11 protein-coding genes are annotated in these 16,305 nt (G+C 71.4%); 4 read left to right on the top strand and 7 right to left on the bottom strand.

Annotated features, from left to right (window positions below; translation table 11 throughout):
• Positions 1–11: 11 nt before the first annotated feature.
• From abmR to KM427_RS17875, 6 genes are all read right to left on the bottom strand, one after another.
• Complete coding sequence (gene abmR / locus KM427_RS17900) at positions 12–521, bottom strand: ATP-binding transcription factor AbmR (protein WP_215524784.1); 510 nt, start codon at positions 519–521, stop codon at positions 12–14.
• Positions 522–622: 101 nt separating this feature from the next.
• A complete protein-coding gene (locus KM427_RS17895; RefSeq protein WP_183593464.1) occupies positions 623–1,384 on the bottom strand; it encodes an NUDIX hydrolase in 762 nt (253 codons plus the stop codon).
• 62 nt (positions 1,385–1,446) lie between these two features.
• The gene (gene glgB, locus KM427_RS17890; protein ID WP_215524783.1) at positions 1,447–3,663 is read right to left on the bottom strand and encodes a 1,4-alpha-glucan branching protein GlgB; all 2,217 of its coding nucleotides are present in this window, start codon (positions 3,661–3,663) and stop codon (positions 1,447–1,449) included.
• The gene (locus tag KM427_RS17885; RefSeq protein ID WP_215524782.1) at positions 3,660–5,096 is read right to left on the bottom strand and encodes a maltokinase N-terminal cap-like domain-containing protein; all 1,437 of its coding nucleotides are present in this window, start codon (positions 5,094–5,096) and stop codon (positions 3,660–3,662) included. Before KM427_RS17885 ends, glgB begins: the two co-directional genes overlap by 4 nt.
• Entirely contained in the window at positions 5,093–6,865 is a 1,773-nt protein-coding gene (treS, locus tag KM427_RS17880) for a maltose alpha-D-glucosyltransferase (RefSeq protein WP_252274628.1), read from the bottom strand. The genes KM427_RS17885 and treS overlap by 4 nt, the downstream gene beginning before the upstream one ends.
• On the bottom strand, positions 6,862–8,970 hold the full coding sequence (locus tag KM427_RS17875; RefSeq protein ID WP_252274625.1) for an alpha-1,4-glucan--maltose-1-phosphate maltosyltransferase: 2,109 nt from the start codon (positions 8,968–8,970) through the stop codon (positions 6,862–6,864). Before KM427_RS17875 ends, treS begins: the two co-directional genes overlap by 4 nt.
• Positions 8,971–9,161: 191 nt before the next feature.
• On the opposite strand from KM427_RS17875, the gene glgP reads away from it, so the two are divergent.
• The gene (gene glgP / locus KM427_RS17870; RefSeq protein ID WP_215524781.1) at positions 9,162–11,747 is read left to right on the top strand and encodes an alpha-glucan family phosphorylase; all 2,586 of its coding nucleotides are present in this window, start codon (positions 9,162–9,164) and stop codon (positions 11,745–11,747) included.
• 136 nt (positions 11,748–11,883) lie between these two features.
• On the opposite strand, the gene glgX is transcribed toward glgP, so the two are convergent.
• Positions 11,884–14,046, bottom strand: coding sequence for a glycogen debranching protein GlgX (gene glgX / locus KM427_RS17865; protein WP_502887139.1), 2,163 nt, complete (start codon positions 14,044–14,046; stop codon positions 11,884–11,886).
• 82 nt (positions 14,047–14,128) lie between these two features.
• Between glgX and KM427_RS17860 the strand changes: the two genes are divergently transcribed.
• The 3 genes from KM427_RS17860 to KM427_RS17850 all read left to right on the top strand — a co-directional run bounded on the left by KM427_RS17860 (position 14,129) and on the right by KM427_RS17850 (position 16,299).
• On the top strand, positions 14,129–14,908 hold the full coding sequence (locus KM427_RS17860) for an enoyl-CoA hydratase/isomerase family protein (RefSeq protein ID WP_215527667.1): 780 nt from the start codon (positions 14,129–14,131) through the stop codon (positions 14,906–14,908).
• 55 nt (positions 14,909–14,963) lie between these two features.
• Positions 14,964–15,305: a hypothetical protein gene (locus KM427_RS17855; protein ID WP_183593471.1), complete on the top strand. Its 342-nt coding sequence runs from the start codon at positions 14,964–14,966 to the stop codon at positions 15,303–15,305.
• Between the two features lie 205 nt (positions 15,306–15,510).
• Positions 15,511–16,299 carry an electron transfer flavoprotein subunit beta/FixA family protein gene (locus KM427_RS17850; protein WP_252274623.1) on the top strand — a complete coding sequence of 263 codons (789 nt, stop codon included), beginning with the start codon at positions 15,511–15,513 and terminating at the stop codon, positions 16,297–16,299.
• Positions 16,300–16,305 lie beyond the last annotated feature (6 nt).

Raw genomic sequence — 16,305 nt, 5'->3', positions numbered from 1 at the left:
AGGGGTACGGGTCAGGCGGCGGGACCCTTCGCGCGTACGTCGGCGACACCGCTCATCGCCTCGCGCAGCTCCGTGAGCCAGTCGTCCTCGTGCTGCCCGACCAGGCGGACGCACCAGGCGAGCGCCTCGGACCGCGACTTGGCCACACCCGCGTCGACCAGCGTGTCGAGCACCACGCGCTGCGGCTGTCGGAGCCGTGTCATCACCGGGGCGGAGACGTGGGTCCAGAGCTCGCGTCGCTCCCCGATCGCCAGTCCCCACGAGACCTTGCGCTCGAACCGGTGCTGCGCCTCCTGGGCGATCTCCATCCGCTGCTCGCGGGTGTCCTCGCGGAACGCCGACGCGCGACCCGCCCGCGCCTCGGCGACGGCCGCGTCGGACCCTTCGGTCTCGACGTCGGCGATGGTCAGCACGACCGTGATCTCCTCGCGGTCGACGGTGACGTCGGCGGGCTGCCAGTCCGCCGGGAGTCGGCCGGCGAACCAGCCCGTCACGCGCTCCCTCAGTTCATCTGTAATCATGTAATCAACGTTACGCCCGTAGTCAAGGCCGAGTGGGCGCCAGATTTCAGGCACACCCGCAATCTGGCGCCGGCTCGGCGAGAATCTGGCGCCAACTCGGCTCAGCGGCCGGACTCGGTGTACGCCGGGCCGCCGCCGGCGGCCAGGTTGGCCAGGGCGGCCTCGATGCGGCGGGCGGTGAAGTCGGCGCAGCGCTCGTGCACCTGGTCGACCGTGCAGAACTCCGCGGTCCGGATCTCCCGGGCCTCGCGGACGATGGTGTCGGTGAGGGCGGCGTCGTGGCGGCCGCCGTCGAAGACCAGGCACAGCGCGTCGTCCCAGCCGCTCCACGCCGGGAGCCAGTCGGTGAGCACCAGCGGGCCGGCCGGGATCTCGAGACCGAGCTCCTCCTCGATCTCCCGCGCGACCGCCTCGCGGGGCGCCTCGTTGACCTCGACCACGCCGCCGGGCAGGTCCCAGTCGGTCTTGTAGGTCAGGCTGCACAGCAGCACCCGGCCGTCATGGTCGCGGATCAGCATCTGGCCGATCGCGCGCTTGCGGGGCAGGAAGGAGTTGAGCAGCGCCCGGAATCCCTCCGGCTCGTGCAGCGGGGTGTCGGTCGCGAGCCGGGCGTAGACGATCCGGTCGACCGGCGCCCCGCCGACGGTGACGCCGCGCATCACGCCCTCGCGGCGCAGCCCCGACCAGGTCGCCGCCCGCTGCGCGCCCTCGTCGTCGGGGTCGATCAGCGCCTCGACGCGGGCGTGGTCGGCGAGCGCGGCGACCACGTTGTGCCGGATGACGTCGATCGGCTCGTCGTCGCTCCACGCGATCCGGGCGATCCCCTCCGCGACCGTCGTCACGGTGGTCGTCGGGTCGGTCACGCCGTAACCCTAGCGAGCCGGCGTACGCCGGGCGGCCGCACCAGTCACAGCGGTCCCGGCGGTCAGCCGAAACCCGCACCGCCCTCCCGCCGCCGCAACCACACCGTCGCCAGCGGCGGCACCACGATCGTGGCGTGGGCCGGCTGCCCCGACCACTCGCCCTCGACGGCGGTGACCGAGCCGAGGTTGCCCACGCCCGAGCCGGTGTAGGACTCGGCGTCGGTGTTGACGATCTCGTCCCACTCGCCGGCCGCCGGCAGCCCGAGCCGGTAGTCGTCGTGGGGCACGGCGGCGAAGTTGGACACGCACACCACCTCGGGCGAGCCCTCGGCGCCGCGGCGTACGAACGAGAAGACGTTGCGGCCGGCGTCGTTGGCGTCGATCCATTGGAAGCCGGCCGGGTTGCCGTCGAGCTGCCACACCGCCGGCGAGCCGACGTACGCCGCGTTGAGGTCGCGCACGAGCGTCGAGACGCCCCGGTGCTCCGGGTGGTCGAGGAGCCACCAGTCGAGCTCGCGCGACTCGGCCCACTCCGACTCCTGCCCGAGCTCGCTGCCCATGAACAGCAGCTGCTTGCCGGGGTGCGCCCACATGAAGCCCAGGTAGGCGCGCAGGTTCGCGAGCTGCTGCCACCGGTCGCCGGGCATCTTGCGCAGCAGCGAGCCCTTGCCGTGCACGACCTCGTCGTGGCTGAGCGGCAGCACGTAGTTCTCGGAGAACGCGTAGACGAGCGAGAACGTCATCTCGCCGTGGTGGTAGGCCCGGTGCACCGGCTCGTGGGCCAGGTAGTCGAGCGAGTCGTGCATCCAGCCCATGTTCCACTTGAAGCCGAAGCCGAGCCCGTCGGCCGACGTGGGCCGGGTGACGCCGGGCCACGACGTCGACTCCTCGGCGATCGTGGTGATACCGGGCACCCGCTTGTAGACGGTGGCGTTCATCTCCTGGAGGAACTGCACCGCCTCGAGGTTCTCGTGGCCGCCGTGCACGTTCGGCGTCCACTCGCCCTCCTGGCGGGCGTAGTCGAGGTAGAGCATCGACGCGACGCCGTCGACGCGCAGCCCGTCGGCGTGGAACTCCTCGAGCCAGTACAGCGCGTTGGCGTAGAGGAAGTTGCGCACCTCGCGCCGGCCGAAGTTGAAGATGTGGGAGCCCCACTCCTTGTGCCAGCCGCGCTGCGGGTTGGGGTCCTCGTAGAGCGGGGTGCCGTCGAAGCGCGCGAGCGCCCACTCGTCGGTCGCGAAGTGGCCGGGCACCCAGTCGAGGATGACGCCGACGCCGGCCTGGTGCAGCCGGTCGACGAGCAGGCGGAAGCCGTCGGGGTCGCCGAACCGCGAGTCCGGCGCGAAGTACGACGTCACGTGGTAGCCCCAGGAGCCACCGAACGGATGCTGCATCACCGGCATCAGCTCGACGTGGGTGAAGCCCAGCCCCGCGACGTACGCCGGGAGCTCGTCGGCGAGCTCGGCCCAGGACCAGTAGCGACCGTCGTGATGCTTCTTCCAGGAGCCCAGGTGCATCTCGTAGATGCTCATCGGCTCGCGGACGGGGGAGCGGTCCGGGCGGTCCGCGAGCCACGCGTCGTCGCCCCACTCGTAGGACGACTCGAACACCTTCGACGCGGTGTCGGCGGGCCGCTCGGCCCAGAACGCCATCGGGTCGGCCTTCTCGCGCCACTGTCCGTCGGGGCCGAGGATCACGAACTTGTAGGCCGTGCCGGTGCCGACGTTCGGCACGAACAGCTCCCACACGCCGGACGTCCCGAGCTGGCGCATCGGGTGCTCGCGGCCGTCCCAGCTGTTGAAGTCGGCCTTGACCCGGACGGCGCGCGCGGACGGCGCCCACACCGCGAACGACGTGCCGACGACCGGCTCGAGCGCGCCCGGGTAGTGGTGCACCCGGGCGCCGAGGACCTCCCACAGCTGCTCGTGGCGGCCCTCGTTGATCAGGTGCAGGTCGACCTCGCCCAGCGTGGGCAGGAAGCGGTAGGGGTCGTCGAGCACGACCTCGTCGGCGTCGTAGGACACCGCGACCCGGTAGTCCGGCACGTCGGGCACGGGGAGCACGCCGACCCAGATGCCCTCGTGCTCGTGGTGCAGCTCGACCTCGCCGCCGTCCCAGCGCACCTCGACCCGGGACGCGAGCGGCTTGAGCACCCGGACGGTCACGCCCCCGTCGTGGGGGTGCGGCCCGAGCACGCCGTGCGGATCGCCGTGCTCGCCGTGGGCGACCTGGTGCAGCTCGGCGGTGCCGACCTCGAGTGCGGTGGGTGTCGTCTTCACGGTGCTCCGATCCTCGCGACGGCCTCGAGCGGGATCGCCACCCAGGCCGGCCGGTTGCGGGTCTCGTAGACGGTCTCGTAGACGGCCTTGTCGGCGACGTAGGCCTCCAGCAGCGCCCGCTGGTCGTCGCTCAGCTCGCCGCCGGCGTACGCCGTGAGGAAGTGGTTGCGGTTGCGGTGCGCCCACTCCTCGGCGCGGTAGGCGCGCTGCTCGGCGTTGTCGGGGTGGTCGTCGGCGAACTGCCGCTCGACGACGTGCGGCGCGTAGTCGAAGGAGCGCAGCATCCCGGCGACGTCCCGCCATGGCGAGTCGGGCCGGAGCCGCTCGGCCAGCGGTTTGGCCGGCTCGCCCTCGAAGTCGACGATCTTCCAGCCCAGGCTGGTGCGCAGCGTCTGGCCGAGGTGGAGGTCGCCGTGGACCTGTTGGACCGCCACGTCGCGCAGCCCGCGGAGCCGGTCGTACGCCGCGCGCAGGGCGTCGGCGTGGGCCGCGAGCTCGGGGACCACCGGCAGCGCCTGGTCGAGCCGCGTGTCCATCTCGTCGGCCAGTCCGGCGACGGCCGCGGCGTCGAGCCGGTCGACGGGGAAGTGCTCGGCCAGCACGTCGTGCACCTCGCGCAGCGCGACACCGAGGCGCTCGGCCTCCGCGGCGAAGTCGCCACCGGCCTCGTAGGCATGCAGGTCGGCCTCGGCGTAGAGGTTGCGGACGCTCGCCAGCGCCAGGTCCCAGCCGTCGCTGGCGGTGCGCAGGAACTGCTGGAGCATCGCGAGCTGGAGGGTGGTGCCCTGGCCCTCATCGGCGCCCTCGTCGACCCAGTCCAGCCAGCCGTAGAGGCTCGCGATGTGCTCGGAGCCCGCCCGGGTGAGCACGTCGTGCACGCTGATGTCGGGGTTGACGCCCGGTGTGATCTTGCGGAAGACCTTCATCAGCGCGTCCTCGCCGAACGCCACCGACGAGTTCGACTGCTCGCCGGAGAAGAGGGTCGAGTGGGTCTCGAGGTCGAGCTCGTGCTCGCCGATCCGGTGGAAGCGCAGCCCGCTCTCGTCGTTGAGGTTGCCGCCCGGCTCGCGGGCCGCACGGTCGAAGGCCCGGAGCCAGAGCGCCATCGCCTCGCGATCGTGCAGCGCGTCGTAGGCATGCACCCAGCCGTACGCCGGCTCCTCCCACCAGCCGACGAACGCGTGGTCGAGCCGCGGCTCCGGGTCGGTGTAGAGCGACAGCGGCACCTGGTAGACCTCGATGCCGCCCTGGTCGTCGTCGTACCCGACCTCGACGAGGTCGACGACCACGCGCGGGTCGTCCGCGGTCCGCGGCAGCTCGCCGATGCGGCGTACGCCGGCGATCGAGAACGGCCGGCCCTTGCCGCCGAACCAGCGGGTGCGCTCCAGGTACCTCGCGAACACGTCGGGTCCCGGGCTGGGCGTCTCGGTCACAGCAGTACCCCCTCGTCGCCGGCCGGGGCAGCGGTGTCGGGGGCGGTCAGCCGGAACCAGTAGAAGCCGTAGCCGGCAAGGGTCAGCAGGTAGGGCAGCTCGCCGATCTCGGGGAACGGCACCCCGCCGAGCAGCTCGACCGGGCGGCGGCCCTGGTAGCGGCGCAGGTCGAGCTCGACCGGCTGCGGGAAGCGGGAGAGGTTGTTGACGCAGAGGATCAGGTCGCCGGTCGCCTGCCCCTGCTCCGCGCCGGGGCCGGAGGCGGGGTCGGCGTCCGGCGCGGCGAGCTCGCGCACGTAGGAGAGCACCGACGGGTTCGAGCCGCCGAGGTCGTGGAAGGCGCCCAGCCCGAAGGCCGGGTGGTTGCGGCGTGCGTGGATCATCCGCCGCGTCCAGTGCAGGAGCGACGAGGAGTTCTCGAGCTGAGCCTCGACATTGACCGACTGGTACCCGAAGACCGGGTCCTGGATCACCGGCCGGTCGAGCTTGCCGGGCGTGGCGGCCGAGAAGCCGGCGTTGCGGTCGGCGGTCCACTGCATCGGGGTGCGTACGCCGTCGCGGTCGCCGAGCCAGATGTTGTCGCCCATGCCGATCTCGTCGCCGTAGTAGAGCACCGGCGAGCCGGGCAGCGACAGCAGCAGCGCGTTGAAGAGCTCCATCTGGTTGGTGTCGTTGTCGAGCAGCGGGGCGAGCCGCCGCCGGATGCCGATGTTGGCCTTCATGCGGGGGTCCTTGGCGTACTCGCCCCACATGTAGTCGCGGTCCTCGTCGGTGACCATCTCGAGGGTCAGCTCGTCGTGGTTGCGCAGGAAGATGCCCCACTGGCACTTCGCCGGGATCGGCGGCGTCTGCTCGAGGATCTCCGAGATCGGGAACCGCGACTCGCGGCGCACGGCCATGAAGATGCGCGGCATCACCGGGAAGTGGAAGGCCATGTGGCACTCGTCGCCGCCGGCGTCGAAGTCGCCGAAGTACTCCACGACGTCCTGCGGCCACTGGTTGGCCTCGCAGAGCAGGACCCGGCCCGGGTACTCGTCGTCGACGACCTTGCGCACCTTCTTGAGGAACTCGTGGGTCTCCGGGAGGTTCTCGCCGTTGGTCCCCGGCCGCTCGTAGAGGTAGGGGACCGCGTCGAGGCGGAAGCCGTCCATGCCCATGTCGAGCCAGAACCGGATCGCGTCGAGGATCGCGTCGTGCACGGCCGGGTTGTCGAAGTTGAGGTCGGGCTGGTGGGAGAAGAACCGGTGCCAGAAGTACTGCTGGCGCACGGGGTCCCAGGTCCAGTTCGACGGCTCGGTGTCGACGAAGATGATCCGGGCGTCCTGGTACAGCTCGTCGCTGTCGGACCACACGTAGAAGTCGCCGTACGGGCCCTCGGGGTCGGAGCGGGAGGCCTGGAACCATGCGTGCTGGTCACTGGTGTGGTTCATGACGAAGTCGATGATCACCCGGAGGCCGCGCTTGTGCGCCTCGTCGAGGAAGTAGTGGAAGTCCTCGATCGTGCCGATCTCCGGGTGCACGCCGGTGTAGTCGGCGACGTCGTACCCGTCGTCGCGCAGCGGGCTCGGGAAGAACGGCGGGATCCACAGGCAGTCGACGCCGAGCCACTGGAGGTAGTCGAGCTTCTCGACCAGCCCGCGGAAGTCGCCGGTGCCGTCGGCGTTTGAGTCGCGGAAGGCCCGCACCAGGACCTCGTAGAACACCGCGGTCTTGAACCACTCCGGCGTGTTCTGGCCGAGCACCTCGCTGTGCGCCACGTCGTGGGTCACCGGGTGCTCCTCACCGTGAGCACGTGGGCCGGCTCCTGGTAGGGATCGAGCCGCACGTAGTTGTGCTGGCTCCACGTCCAGTCGGCACCGCTGATCTCGTCGTGGACGACGAACGAGTCGGTGTCGCCCAGGCCGAGTGCCGCCATGTCGAGGTGCACCGTCGTCTCGCGCGCGGCGTGCGGGTCGACGTTGACGACCACGATCACGACGTCGTCGGCAGCCTCGGTGATTGAGGAAGGCGCGCTGGCGCTACCGCCGGTGGTTGAGGAAGGCGCGTTGGCGCTGCCGCCGGTGGTTGAGGTGCGAAGGCGCCCTGGCGCCTGAGCCTCGAAACCCCCGGAGGTCGCCCGCTTGCTGAACACCAGGATGTTCTCGTCGTCGCTCCAGTGGATCGAGAGGTTGCGCAGCAGCCGGAGGGCGGGGTGCGCGCGCCGGATCTCGTTCAGCCGGGTGAGGTACGGCGCGAGCGAGCGCCCCTCGCGCTCGGCGGCGTCCCAGTCGCGGATCCGGATCTGGTACTTCTCCGAGTCCAGGTACTCCTCGCTGCCGGGCCGCACGGCCACGTGCTCGAACAGCTCGAAGCCGGCGTACACGCCCCAGCTCGGCGACGCCGTCGCGGCGATCGTGGCCCGGATCTTGAACGCCGCCGGGCCGCCGTACTGCAGGTAGGCGTGCAGGATGTCGGGGGTGTTGACGAACAGGTTCGGCCGCATCAGGTGGTCGGAGCGGTGCGAGAGCTCCTGCAGGTAGTCCTCGAGCTCCCACTTGGTGTTGCGCCAGGTGAAGTAGGTGTAGCTCTGGTGGAAGCCGATCGCCCCGAGCGCGTGCATCATCGCCGGCCGGGTGAACGCCTCGGAGAGGAAGACGACGTCGGGGTCGGTGCGCCGGATCTCCTTGAGCAGCCACTCCCAGAAGGCCACCGGCTTGGTGTGCGGGTTGTCGACGCGGAAGATCCGGACGCCGTGCGACATCCAGAGCCGCACGATCCGCAGCACCTCCTGGCAGATGCCGGACGGGTCGTTGTCGAAGTTGATCGGGTAGATGTCCTGGTACTTCTTGGGCGGGTTCTCGGCGTAGGCGATGGTGCCGTCGGCGCGGGTCGTGAACCACTCGGGATGGCTGGTCACCCACGGGTGGTCGGGTGCCGCCTGCAGCGCGAGGTCGAGCGCGACCTCGAGGCCGAGCGAGTTCGCCCGGCCGACGAAGGCGTCGAAGTCGTCGAACGTGCCGAGATCGGGATGGATCGCGTCGTGTCCGCCGTACCTGGAGCCGATCGCCCACGGGGAGCCGGTGTCGTCGGGGCCGGGGTCGAGGGTGTTGTTGGGGCCCTTGCGGTTGACCTCGCCGATCGGGTGGACGGGCGGCAGGTAGACGACGTCGAAGCCCATCGCCGCGACGGCGTCGAGCCGCTTCGCGGCGGTCCGGAGGCTCCCGCTGGTGACCTTGCCGGTCTTCGGGTCCTTGGTGGCGCCCTCGGAGCGGGGGAAGAACTCGTACCAGCTGCTGCACAGGGCCTTCGAGCGGTCGGCGTACGCCGGGTAGGGGCCCTCGACGGTGAGCAGCTCGCGCAGCGGGTGGGCGGTGAGCACGGCCTCGAGCTCGGGCGCCTGGAGTACGGCGAGCCGGGCGGCGGCGGGGCGGGCGACGTCGGCGGCGGCCTCGATGCCGGCGCCCAGTACGGCGGTCGCGTCGGGGGTGTGCGGGTCGCGCGGGTCGAGGGTCGCGCGGACCCGCTCGAGCAGCAGCCGGCCCTCGGTGAACATCAGCTCGACGTCGACGCCGGCCGGCACCTTCAGGCCGGTGTCGTGCTGCCAGGTCGCGACCGGATCCGACCAGGCCGCGATCTCGAAGGTCCACGCACCCGGGGAGTCCGGGGTCACCCAGGCGACGTGCCGGTCGGGCACGTCGGCGTCCGGCACCATCCGCACCGGCGGCCGGCGTCGTCCGGCCGGGTCCGTCAGCACGACCTCGGCACCCAGTTGGTCGTGCCCCTCGCGGAACACGCTGGCGGTGACGGGGAACGGCTCGCCCACCGTCGCCTTCGCGGGCTGTCGGCCCAGGTCGACCAGGGGCGTGACGTCCATGACGGGGATACGACCGACCATGAACTCCAACCTAGCCAGACGCGCATGGCGCGCGGCAAGGGCAGCGGGCCACGCGGGTTTCGGCTGCTGCCAGCCGAAACCCGCGCGACACGCCTGGCGACTACGGCGTGTCGTGCGGATCTTGGCTGCCGACAGCCGAAACCCGACCGGCTCTTTGAACGATCCAAGAATGTCGGGGTAACGTCCGACCCGTGCGCGCCATCCGTCGATTTACCGTCCGCCCCGTGCTGCCCCCGCCGCTCGCGGCGCTGGGGGACCTCGCCGGCAACCTCCGGTGGTCGTGGCACCCCGAGACCCAAGACGTCTTCGCCGACGTCGACGCCGAGCTGTGGGAGTCGACCGGGCGCGATCCGGTGGGGCTGCTCGGCGCCGTCGGGCGTCAGCGCCTGGAGCAGTTGGCCGGCGACGAGACGTTCCTCGCACGACTGGGAGCGGCCCACGCCGACCTGGAGCGCTACCTGACCGGCGACCGGTGGTACCAGCGGCGCCGGGCCGCGGGCGTGGACGGCCCGGAGGCGATCGCCTACTTCTCGCCGGAGTTCGGCATCACCGCGGTGCTGCCGCAGTACTCCGGTGGGCTCGGCATCCTGGCCGGCGACCACCTCAAGGCCGCGAGCGACCTCGGCGTACCGATCGTCGGCGTCGGCCTGCTCTACCGGCATGGCTACTTCAAGCAGTCGCTCTCGCGCGAGGGCTGGCAGCAGGAGACGTACCCGGTCCTCGACCCCGACGGGCTGCCGATCTCGCTGCTGCGCGAGCCGAACGGCGAGCGCGCGACGATCAGCATCGCGCTGCCCGACGGGCCCGAGCTGCTCGCCCGCATCTGGGTCGTGAGCGTCGGCCGGGTGCCGCTGCTGATGCTCGACACCGACATCGAGGGCAACCCCGACCACTACCGTGACGTGACCGACCGCCTGTACGGCGGCACCAGCGAGCACCGCCTGCGCCAGGAGCTGCTCCTCGGCGTCGGCGGCGTGCGGGCGCTGCGCGTCTACTCGCGGATCACCGGGCACCCGGCGCCGGAGGTCTTCCACACCAACGAGGGCCACGCCGGCTTCCTCGGGGTCGAGCGGATCCGCGAGCTGACGGTCGCCGAAGGCGGCCCGCGCCTCGACTTCGACACCGCGCTCGAGGTCGGCCGCGCGTCCACGGTCTTCACCACCCACACCCCGGTGCCGGCCGGCATCGACCGCTTCCCGCGCACGCTGGTCGAGCAGTACTTCAGCGACGCCGGCGCCACCCCGGGCGTCCCGGTCGACCGGCTGCTCGCGCTCGGCGCCGAGGACTACGACGGCGGCGACCCGGGCGTCTTCAACATGGCGGTCATGGGCTTCCGGCTGGCGCAGCGTGCCAACGGCGTCTCCCGGCTGCACGGGCACGTCAGCCGGGGCATGTTCAGCGGCCTGTGGCCCGCCTTCGACGAGGCCGAGGTGCCGATCACCTCGATCACCAACGGCGTGCACGCCCCGACCTGGGTCGGCCGCGAGGTGATCGCGCTGGCGGCCAGCCAGGGCGCCGACCCCGACAGCGACGACACCGACGCCTTCTGGGCGGCGGCCGACAAGGTGCCGGGCAGCGAGATGTGGGCGGTCAAGCGACAGCTGCGCGAGCGGCTCGTGCAGGAGGCCCGCCGGCGCCTGGCCCGGTCGTGGGAGAAGCGTGGCTCGGCCCGCGCCGAGCTGGGCTGGATCGAGTCGGCCCTCGACCCCGACGTGCTCACGATCGGCTTCGCGCGGCGCGCCGCGTCGTACAAGCGGCTGACGCTGATGATGCGCGACCCCGAGCGGCTCAGGAGCCTGCTGCTGCACCCCGAGCGGCCCGTGCAGCTGGTGATCGCCGGCAAGGCGCACCCCGCCGACGACGGCGGCAAGAAGCTGATCCAGGACATCGTGCGGCTCTCCGACGACCCCGCGATCCGGCACCGCATCGTGTTCCTGCCCAACTACGACATCGCGATGGCGCAGCCGCTCTACCCCGGCTGCGACGTCTGGCTGAACAACCCGCTGCGCCCCTACGAGGCGTGCGGCACCTCGGGCATGAAGGCCGCGCTCAACGGCGGCCTGAACCTGTCGGTGCTCGACGGCTGGTGGGACGAGTGGTACGACGGCGACAACGGCTGGGCGATCCCCACGGCCGACGGCGTCGAGGACGTCGACCACCGCGACGACCTCGAGGCGGCCGCGCTCTACGACCTGATCGAGAACGAGGTCGCGCCGCGCTTCTACGACGTCGACGCCGACGGCGTGCCGACCCGTTGGATCGAGATGGTCCGGCACACGCTGAAGTCGCTCGGCCCGAAGGTGCTCGCCACCCGGATGGTCAGCGACTACGTCCGCCAGCTCTACACGCCGGCCGCGACCACCGGGCGTCTGCTCAACTCCGACTACGCCGGGGCCGTCGAGCTCGCCGCGTGGAAGCGGCGGGTGCGCGCCGGCTGGCCCGGCGTCCGCGTCGAGCACGTGGAGAGCAGTGGGGTCGGCGACGCCCCCGAGGTCGGCGACACGATGAGCGTGCGAGTGTTCGTCGCCCTGGGCGACCTCACGCCCGGGGACGTCGACGTCCAGCTGGTCCACGGGCGCAGCACCGGCGAGGACGACCTCGTGGACACCGCGCTCGAGTCGCTGCACCCCGTCGAGTCCTACGAGGGCGGCCGGCACCGTTTCGACGGCGACCTCGTGCTCGACCGCTCCGGCTCCTTCGGCTACACCGTCCGCGTCGTACCCCGCAACGACCTCCTCGCCACCCCCGCCGAGCTCGGCATCGTCGCCCTCCCATAGACGGGGTTTCGAGGCTCGCTTCGCTCGCACCTCAACCACCGTCACGGTGGTTGAGGTGCGAGGAGCGCCAGCGCTTGTACTGAGGTGCGAGCTTGCGAGCCTCGAAGTGACGAGCCTCGAAACCACCTGCCGGCGGTCAGGCCTCGCGGAGGACGACGACGGTACGGCGGCCGACGGCGATCCGGTCGCCGGCCTCGACGTGGGTGCCGACCGGGAGTCGGACGTCGGTGGAGAGCACCACCTCGCCGGTCTGCACCCAGTCGTTCTCGGGGAGCGTGATGCGCTGGGGCAGCCAGTCGGAGTTGAACCAGAGCATGAAGGACCGGTCCACCTGCTGCTCGCCGCGGGGGCCGGGGGAGCGCAGCGGCGCGCCGGAGACGAACATGCCGATCGCGCGCAGGTTCGGGTCGTGCCAGTCGTCGCCGGTCATCTCGCGGCCGGAGGGGTGCAGCCAGGCCAGGTCCTTGGGGCCGCCGCGGATCGTGGGTCGCCCCTCGAACCAGTGCCGCTGTCGCAGCGCCGGGTGCTCGCGCCGCAGCCGGAGCGCGGTCTTGGTGATCTCGTACACGTCGAGCCAGGCGTCGTCGGGGCGCCAGTCGATCCACGAGGTCTCGTTGTCCTGGGCGTAGGCGTTGTTGTTGCCGCCCTGGGTGCGTCCACGCTCGTCGCCCGCGGTGATCATCGGGACACCGTTCGAGAGGCACAGCGTCGCCATCATGTTGGCCGCCTGCCGTCGGCGTACGCCGAGCAGCGCCGGGTCGTCGGTCTCGCCCTCGAACCCGTGGTTCCACGAGCGGTTGTTGTCGGTGCCGTCGCGGTTGTCCTCGCCGTTCGCCTCGTTGTGCTTCCGCTCGTACGTCACCAGGTCGCGCAGCGTGAACCCGTCATGGGCGGTGACGAAGTTGACCGAGGCGTACGGCGAGCGCCCGTCGTCCAGGTAGAGGTCGGAGGAGCCGGCCAGCCGGGTCGCGACGGTGCGGATGCCCGAGGTGTGGTTGCGCCAGAAGTCGCGGAGCTCGTCGCGGTACTGGTCGTTCCACTCCACCCACGGCGGCGGGAACTCGCCCACGCGGTAGCCGTCCATCGAGGCGTCCCACGGCTCGGCGATCAGCTTCACGTGCCGCAGCACGGGATCCTGGCCGATCGCCATCAGCAGGTGGTTGTTCATGTCGACCCGGTGGTGCACCCGGGTCAGGGCCGACATCAGGTCGAAGCGGAAGCCGTCGACGTGCATCTCGGTGACCCAGTAGCGCAGGGAGTCGAGGATCAGCCGCAGCGCGAAGGGGTTCGACGCGTCGACGGTGTTGCCGCAGCCGGTCACATCCCAGTAGGTGTCCTGGAAGGGCGCCCCCGGTGCACCGTCGCCGCCCCGGCAGTAGAAGCCGCGGTCGTCGAGGCCCCGGAAGGACAGGGTCGGCCCGAGCGGCCCCGCCTCGGCGGTGTGGTTGTAGACGACGTCGAGGATCACCTCGATGCCGGCCCCGTGCAGCCCCTTGACCATCTGCTTGAACTCGGTGACCTGCTGCCCGCGGTCGCCGGCGGAGGAGTAGGCGTGGTGCGGGGCGAAGTAGCCGATCGAGTTGTAGCCCCAGTAGTTGGTCAGGCCGCGCTCCGTCAGCGCCGGCTCGGAGACGAACTGGTGCACCGGCAGCAGCTCGACCGCGGTGACGCCGAGGTCGCGGAGGTAGCCGGTCACCGCGGGCGTGGCGAGCCCGGCGTACGTCCCGCGCAGCTCCTCGGGCACCCGGTCGTGCAGCTGGGTCATGCCCTTCACGTGCATCTCGTAGATGACGCTGTCGCGCCACCGGTAGCGCAGCGGCCGGTCCTCGCCCCAGTCGAAGCGGTCGTCGACGACCACGCTGCGCTGGACGTACGGCGCGGAGTCGCGCGTGTCCATCGCCGCCGGCTCGTCCAGGTCGTAGCCGAAGATGGCGGGGTCCACGGTCAGGTCGCCGGAGACGGCACGGGCGAACGGGTCGAGCAGCAGCTTGTTCGGGTTGAACCGCAGTCCCTGCTCGGGGTCCCAGGGCCCGGCGACTCGGTAGCCGTAGCGGGTGCCCGGTCCGACGTCCGGGATCGCTCCGTGCCAGATGCCGAGCGTCTGCTCGGTGAGCCGGTGCCGCTGTTCGCCGCCCTCGTCGTTGAAGAGGCAGACCCAGGCGGCGGTGGCGCGCGGGGCGTGCACCGCGAAGTTGGTGGCCTCCGCCGACCACGTCGACCCGAGGGGCCAGCTGCGGCCGGGCCAGACCGGCGCGCGCTCACCGCGGCTGCGCCAGAGTCCAGGGGTCACGCTCGCCATTGTTCCCGATCACGGCACAATGCCCGAGAGCGGACGTGGACAACAGCGGCGGGCAGCCGCAGACCGAGAGGCGAGGTGCGTGATGGGCGAGTTCGTGCGACTGGAGGTGGCCGACGGGGTCGGGACGATCCGGCTGGACCGGCCGAAGATGAACGCCCTCAACGTGCAGGTCCAGGAGGAGATCCGCGCCGCGGCCCTGGAGGCCACCGAGCGCGACGACGTCAAGGCCGTCGTCATCTATGGCGGCGAGCGGGTCTTCGCGGCGGGCGCCGACATCAAGGAGATGGCCGACATGTCCTACACGGACATGGTGAAGCGGTCCGGCGCGCTGCAGTCGTCGTTCGGCGCCGTCGCGCGGATCCCCAAGCCGGTCGTCGCCGCGGTCACCGGCTATGCCCTCGGCGGCGGCTGCGAGCTGGCGCTGTGCGCCGACGTGCGCTTCGCGGCGGAGGACGCCGTGCTCGGCCAGCCCGAGATCCTGCTCGGCATCATCCCCGGCGCCGGCGGCACCCAGCGGCTGACCCGCCTGGTCGGCCCGAGCAAGGCCAAGGACCTGATCTTTACCGGCCGCTTCGTCCAGGCCGACGAGGCGCTCGAGATCGGCCTGGTCGACCGGGTCGTCGCCGCGGACGCGGTGTACGGCGAGGCCGTCGCGTGGGCGAAGCAGTTCGCGGGCGCCGCGTCGTACGCCGTCCGGGCGGCCAAGGAGTCGATCGACCGGGGGAGCGAGGTCGACCTCGAGACCGGGCTGGAGATCGAGCGGCAGCAGTTCGCGGCGCTGTTCGCGACCGAGGACCGCACGATCGGCATGGAGTCCTTCGTGGCGAACGGACCCGGGAAGGCGGCGTTCGTGGGTCGCTGACCGTTTGCCGATGGGTCAGGATGGGGATCGTCGCCTCGACGAAGGGGTGAGGCAGATGGGAACGGACGTGGCGGAGCGGAGAAGGGGCGGTGGCGCCGGCGTCGCGGTGCGCGCGCGCCTGGCCCAGGTGATCTGGCTGGTCGCGGTGGTCTGTGCGCTGTTCCTCGCCACCGGTGCCCTGCTGATCGCCCTGGACGCGAACCAGGACAACGCGCTCGTCTCGTTCGTCCTCGACGCCGCCGACGCCATCGACCTGGGGGTCTTCTCCCGCGACAACGGCATCTTCACCTTCGAGGGGGCCGACGCGGCGACCAAGAGCGCGCTGGCCAACTGGGGCCTCGGCGCGGTCGCCTACCTGGTCGTCGGACGGATCCTGGAGCGGATCGTCCGGCCCTGACCTGCGCCCGGCCCGACGGGAGCTCGGGCCGAGCTTGACAGCGCGGCTGTGACGAAGCCGACCCTGTCGCCGGTTTCGGCCCGTGGTACGCGACGGTAGCCTCACGACCACATCCCTGGATTGAGGTGCGTCGCTGCGCGGTGCCCTCGGAATCGGACACAGGAGGGGCCGTCCCGGCCACACCACCATGAACATTGTCGTCTGTGTGAAGTACGTCCCCGACGCCACTGCCGACCGGCAGTTCGAGTCGGACAACACCGTGGACCGCGTCGGCGTCGACGGGCTGCTCTCCGAGCTCGACGAGTACGCCGTGGAGCAGGCGCTCCAGCTGAAGGAGAAGGCCGGCGAGGGCACGGAGACCGTGGTCACCGCGCTGACCATCGGCCCCGAGAAGGCGGTCGACGCGGTGCGCAAGGCGCTCCAGATGGGGGCCGACAAGGCCGTCCACGTGAGCGACGAGGCGATCGCGGGCTCGGACTACGTCGCGACGTCGCTGGTGCTGGCGAAGGCGATCGAGAAGATCGCCGCGGACTCCGGGAGTCCGGACGTGGTGATGTGCGGGATGGCGTCGACCGACGCCTCCGGCGGCGTGGTGCCGGCGATGCTGGCCGAGCGCCTCGGCCTGCCGCAGGTCACGCTCGCCTCCGTCGTGGAGACGCAGGGTGACCAGGTGCGGGTCAAGCGCGACGGCGACACCGCGACCGAGGTGATCGGCGGCACGATGCCGCTGGTGCTCTCGGTGACCGACCAGTCGGGCGAGGCCCGCTACCCGTCGTTCAAGGGCATCATGGCCGCGAAGAAGAAGCCGTTGGAGACCTGGTCGCTGGGCGACCTCGGGGTCGACGCGGGGCAGGTCGGCCTGGCCGCGGCGTGGACCACGGTCGAGGACACCACCGCCCGTCCGCCGCGCACCGCCGGCGAGATCGTCAAGGACGAGGACGGCTCGGGCGCCACGGCGTTGACCGAGTTCCTCGCCTCGAAGAAGTTCATCTGAGGAGCG

The organism is Nocardioides sp. LMS-CY, from assembly GCF_018732145.1.
In the GTDB taxonomy this organism is placed as follows: domain Bacteria; phylum Actinomycetota; class Actinomycetes; order Propionibacteriales; family Nocardioidaceae; genus Nocardioides; species Nocardioides soli.
This window is presented reverse-complemented; position numbering and strand designations above follow the sequence as displayed.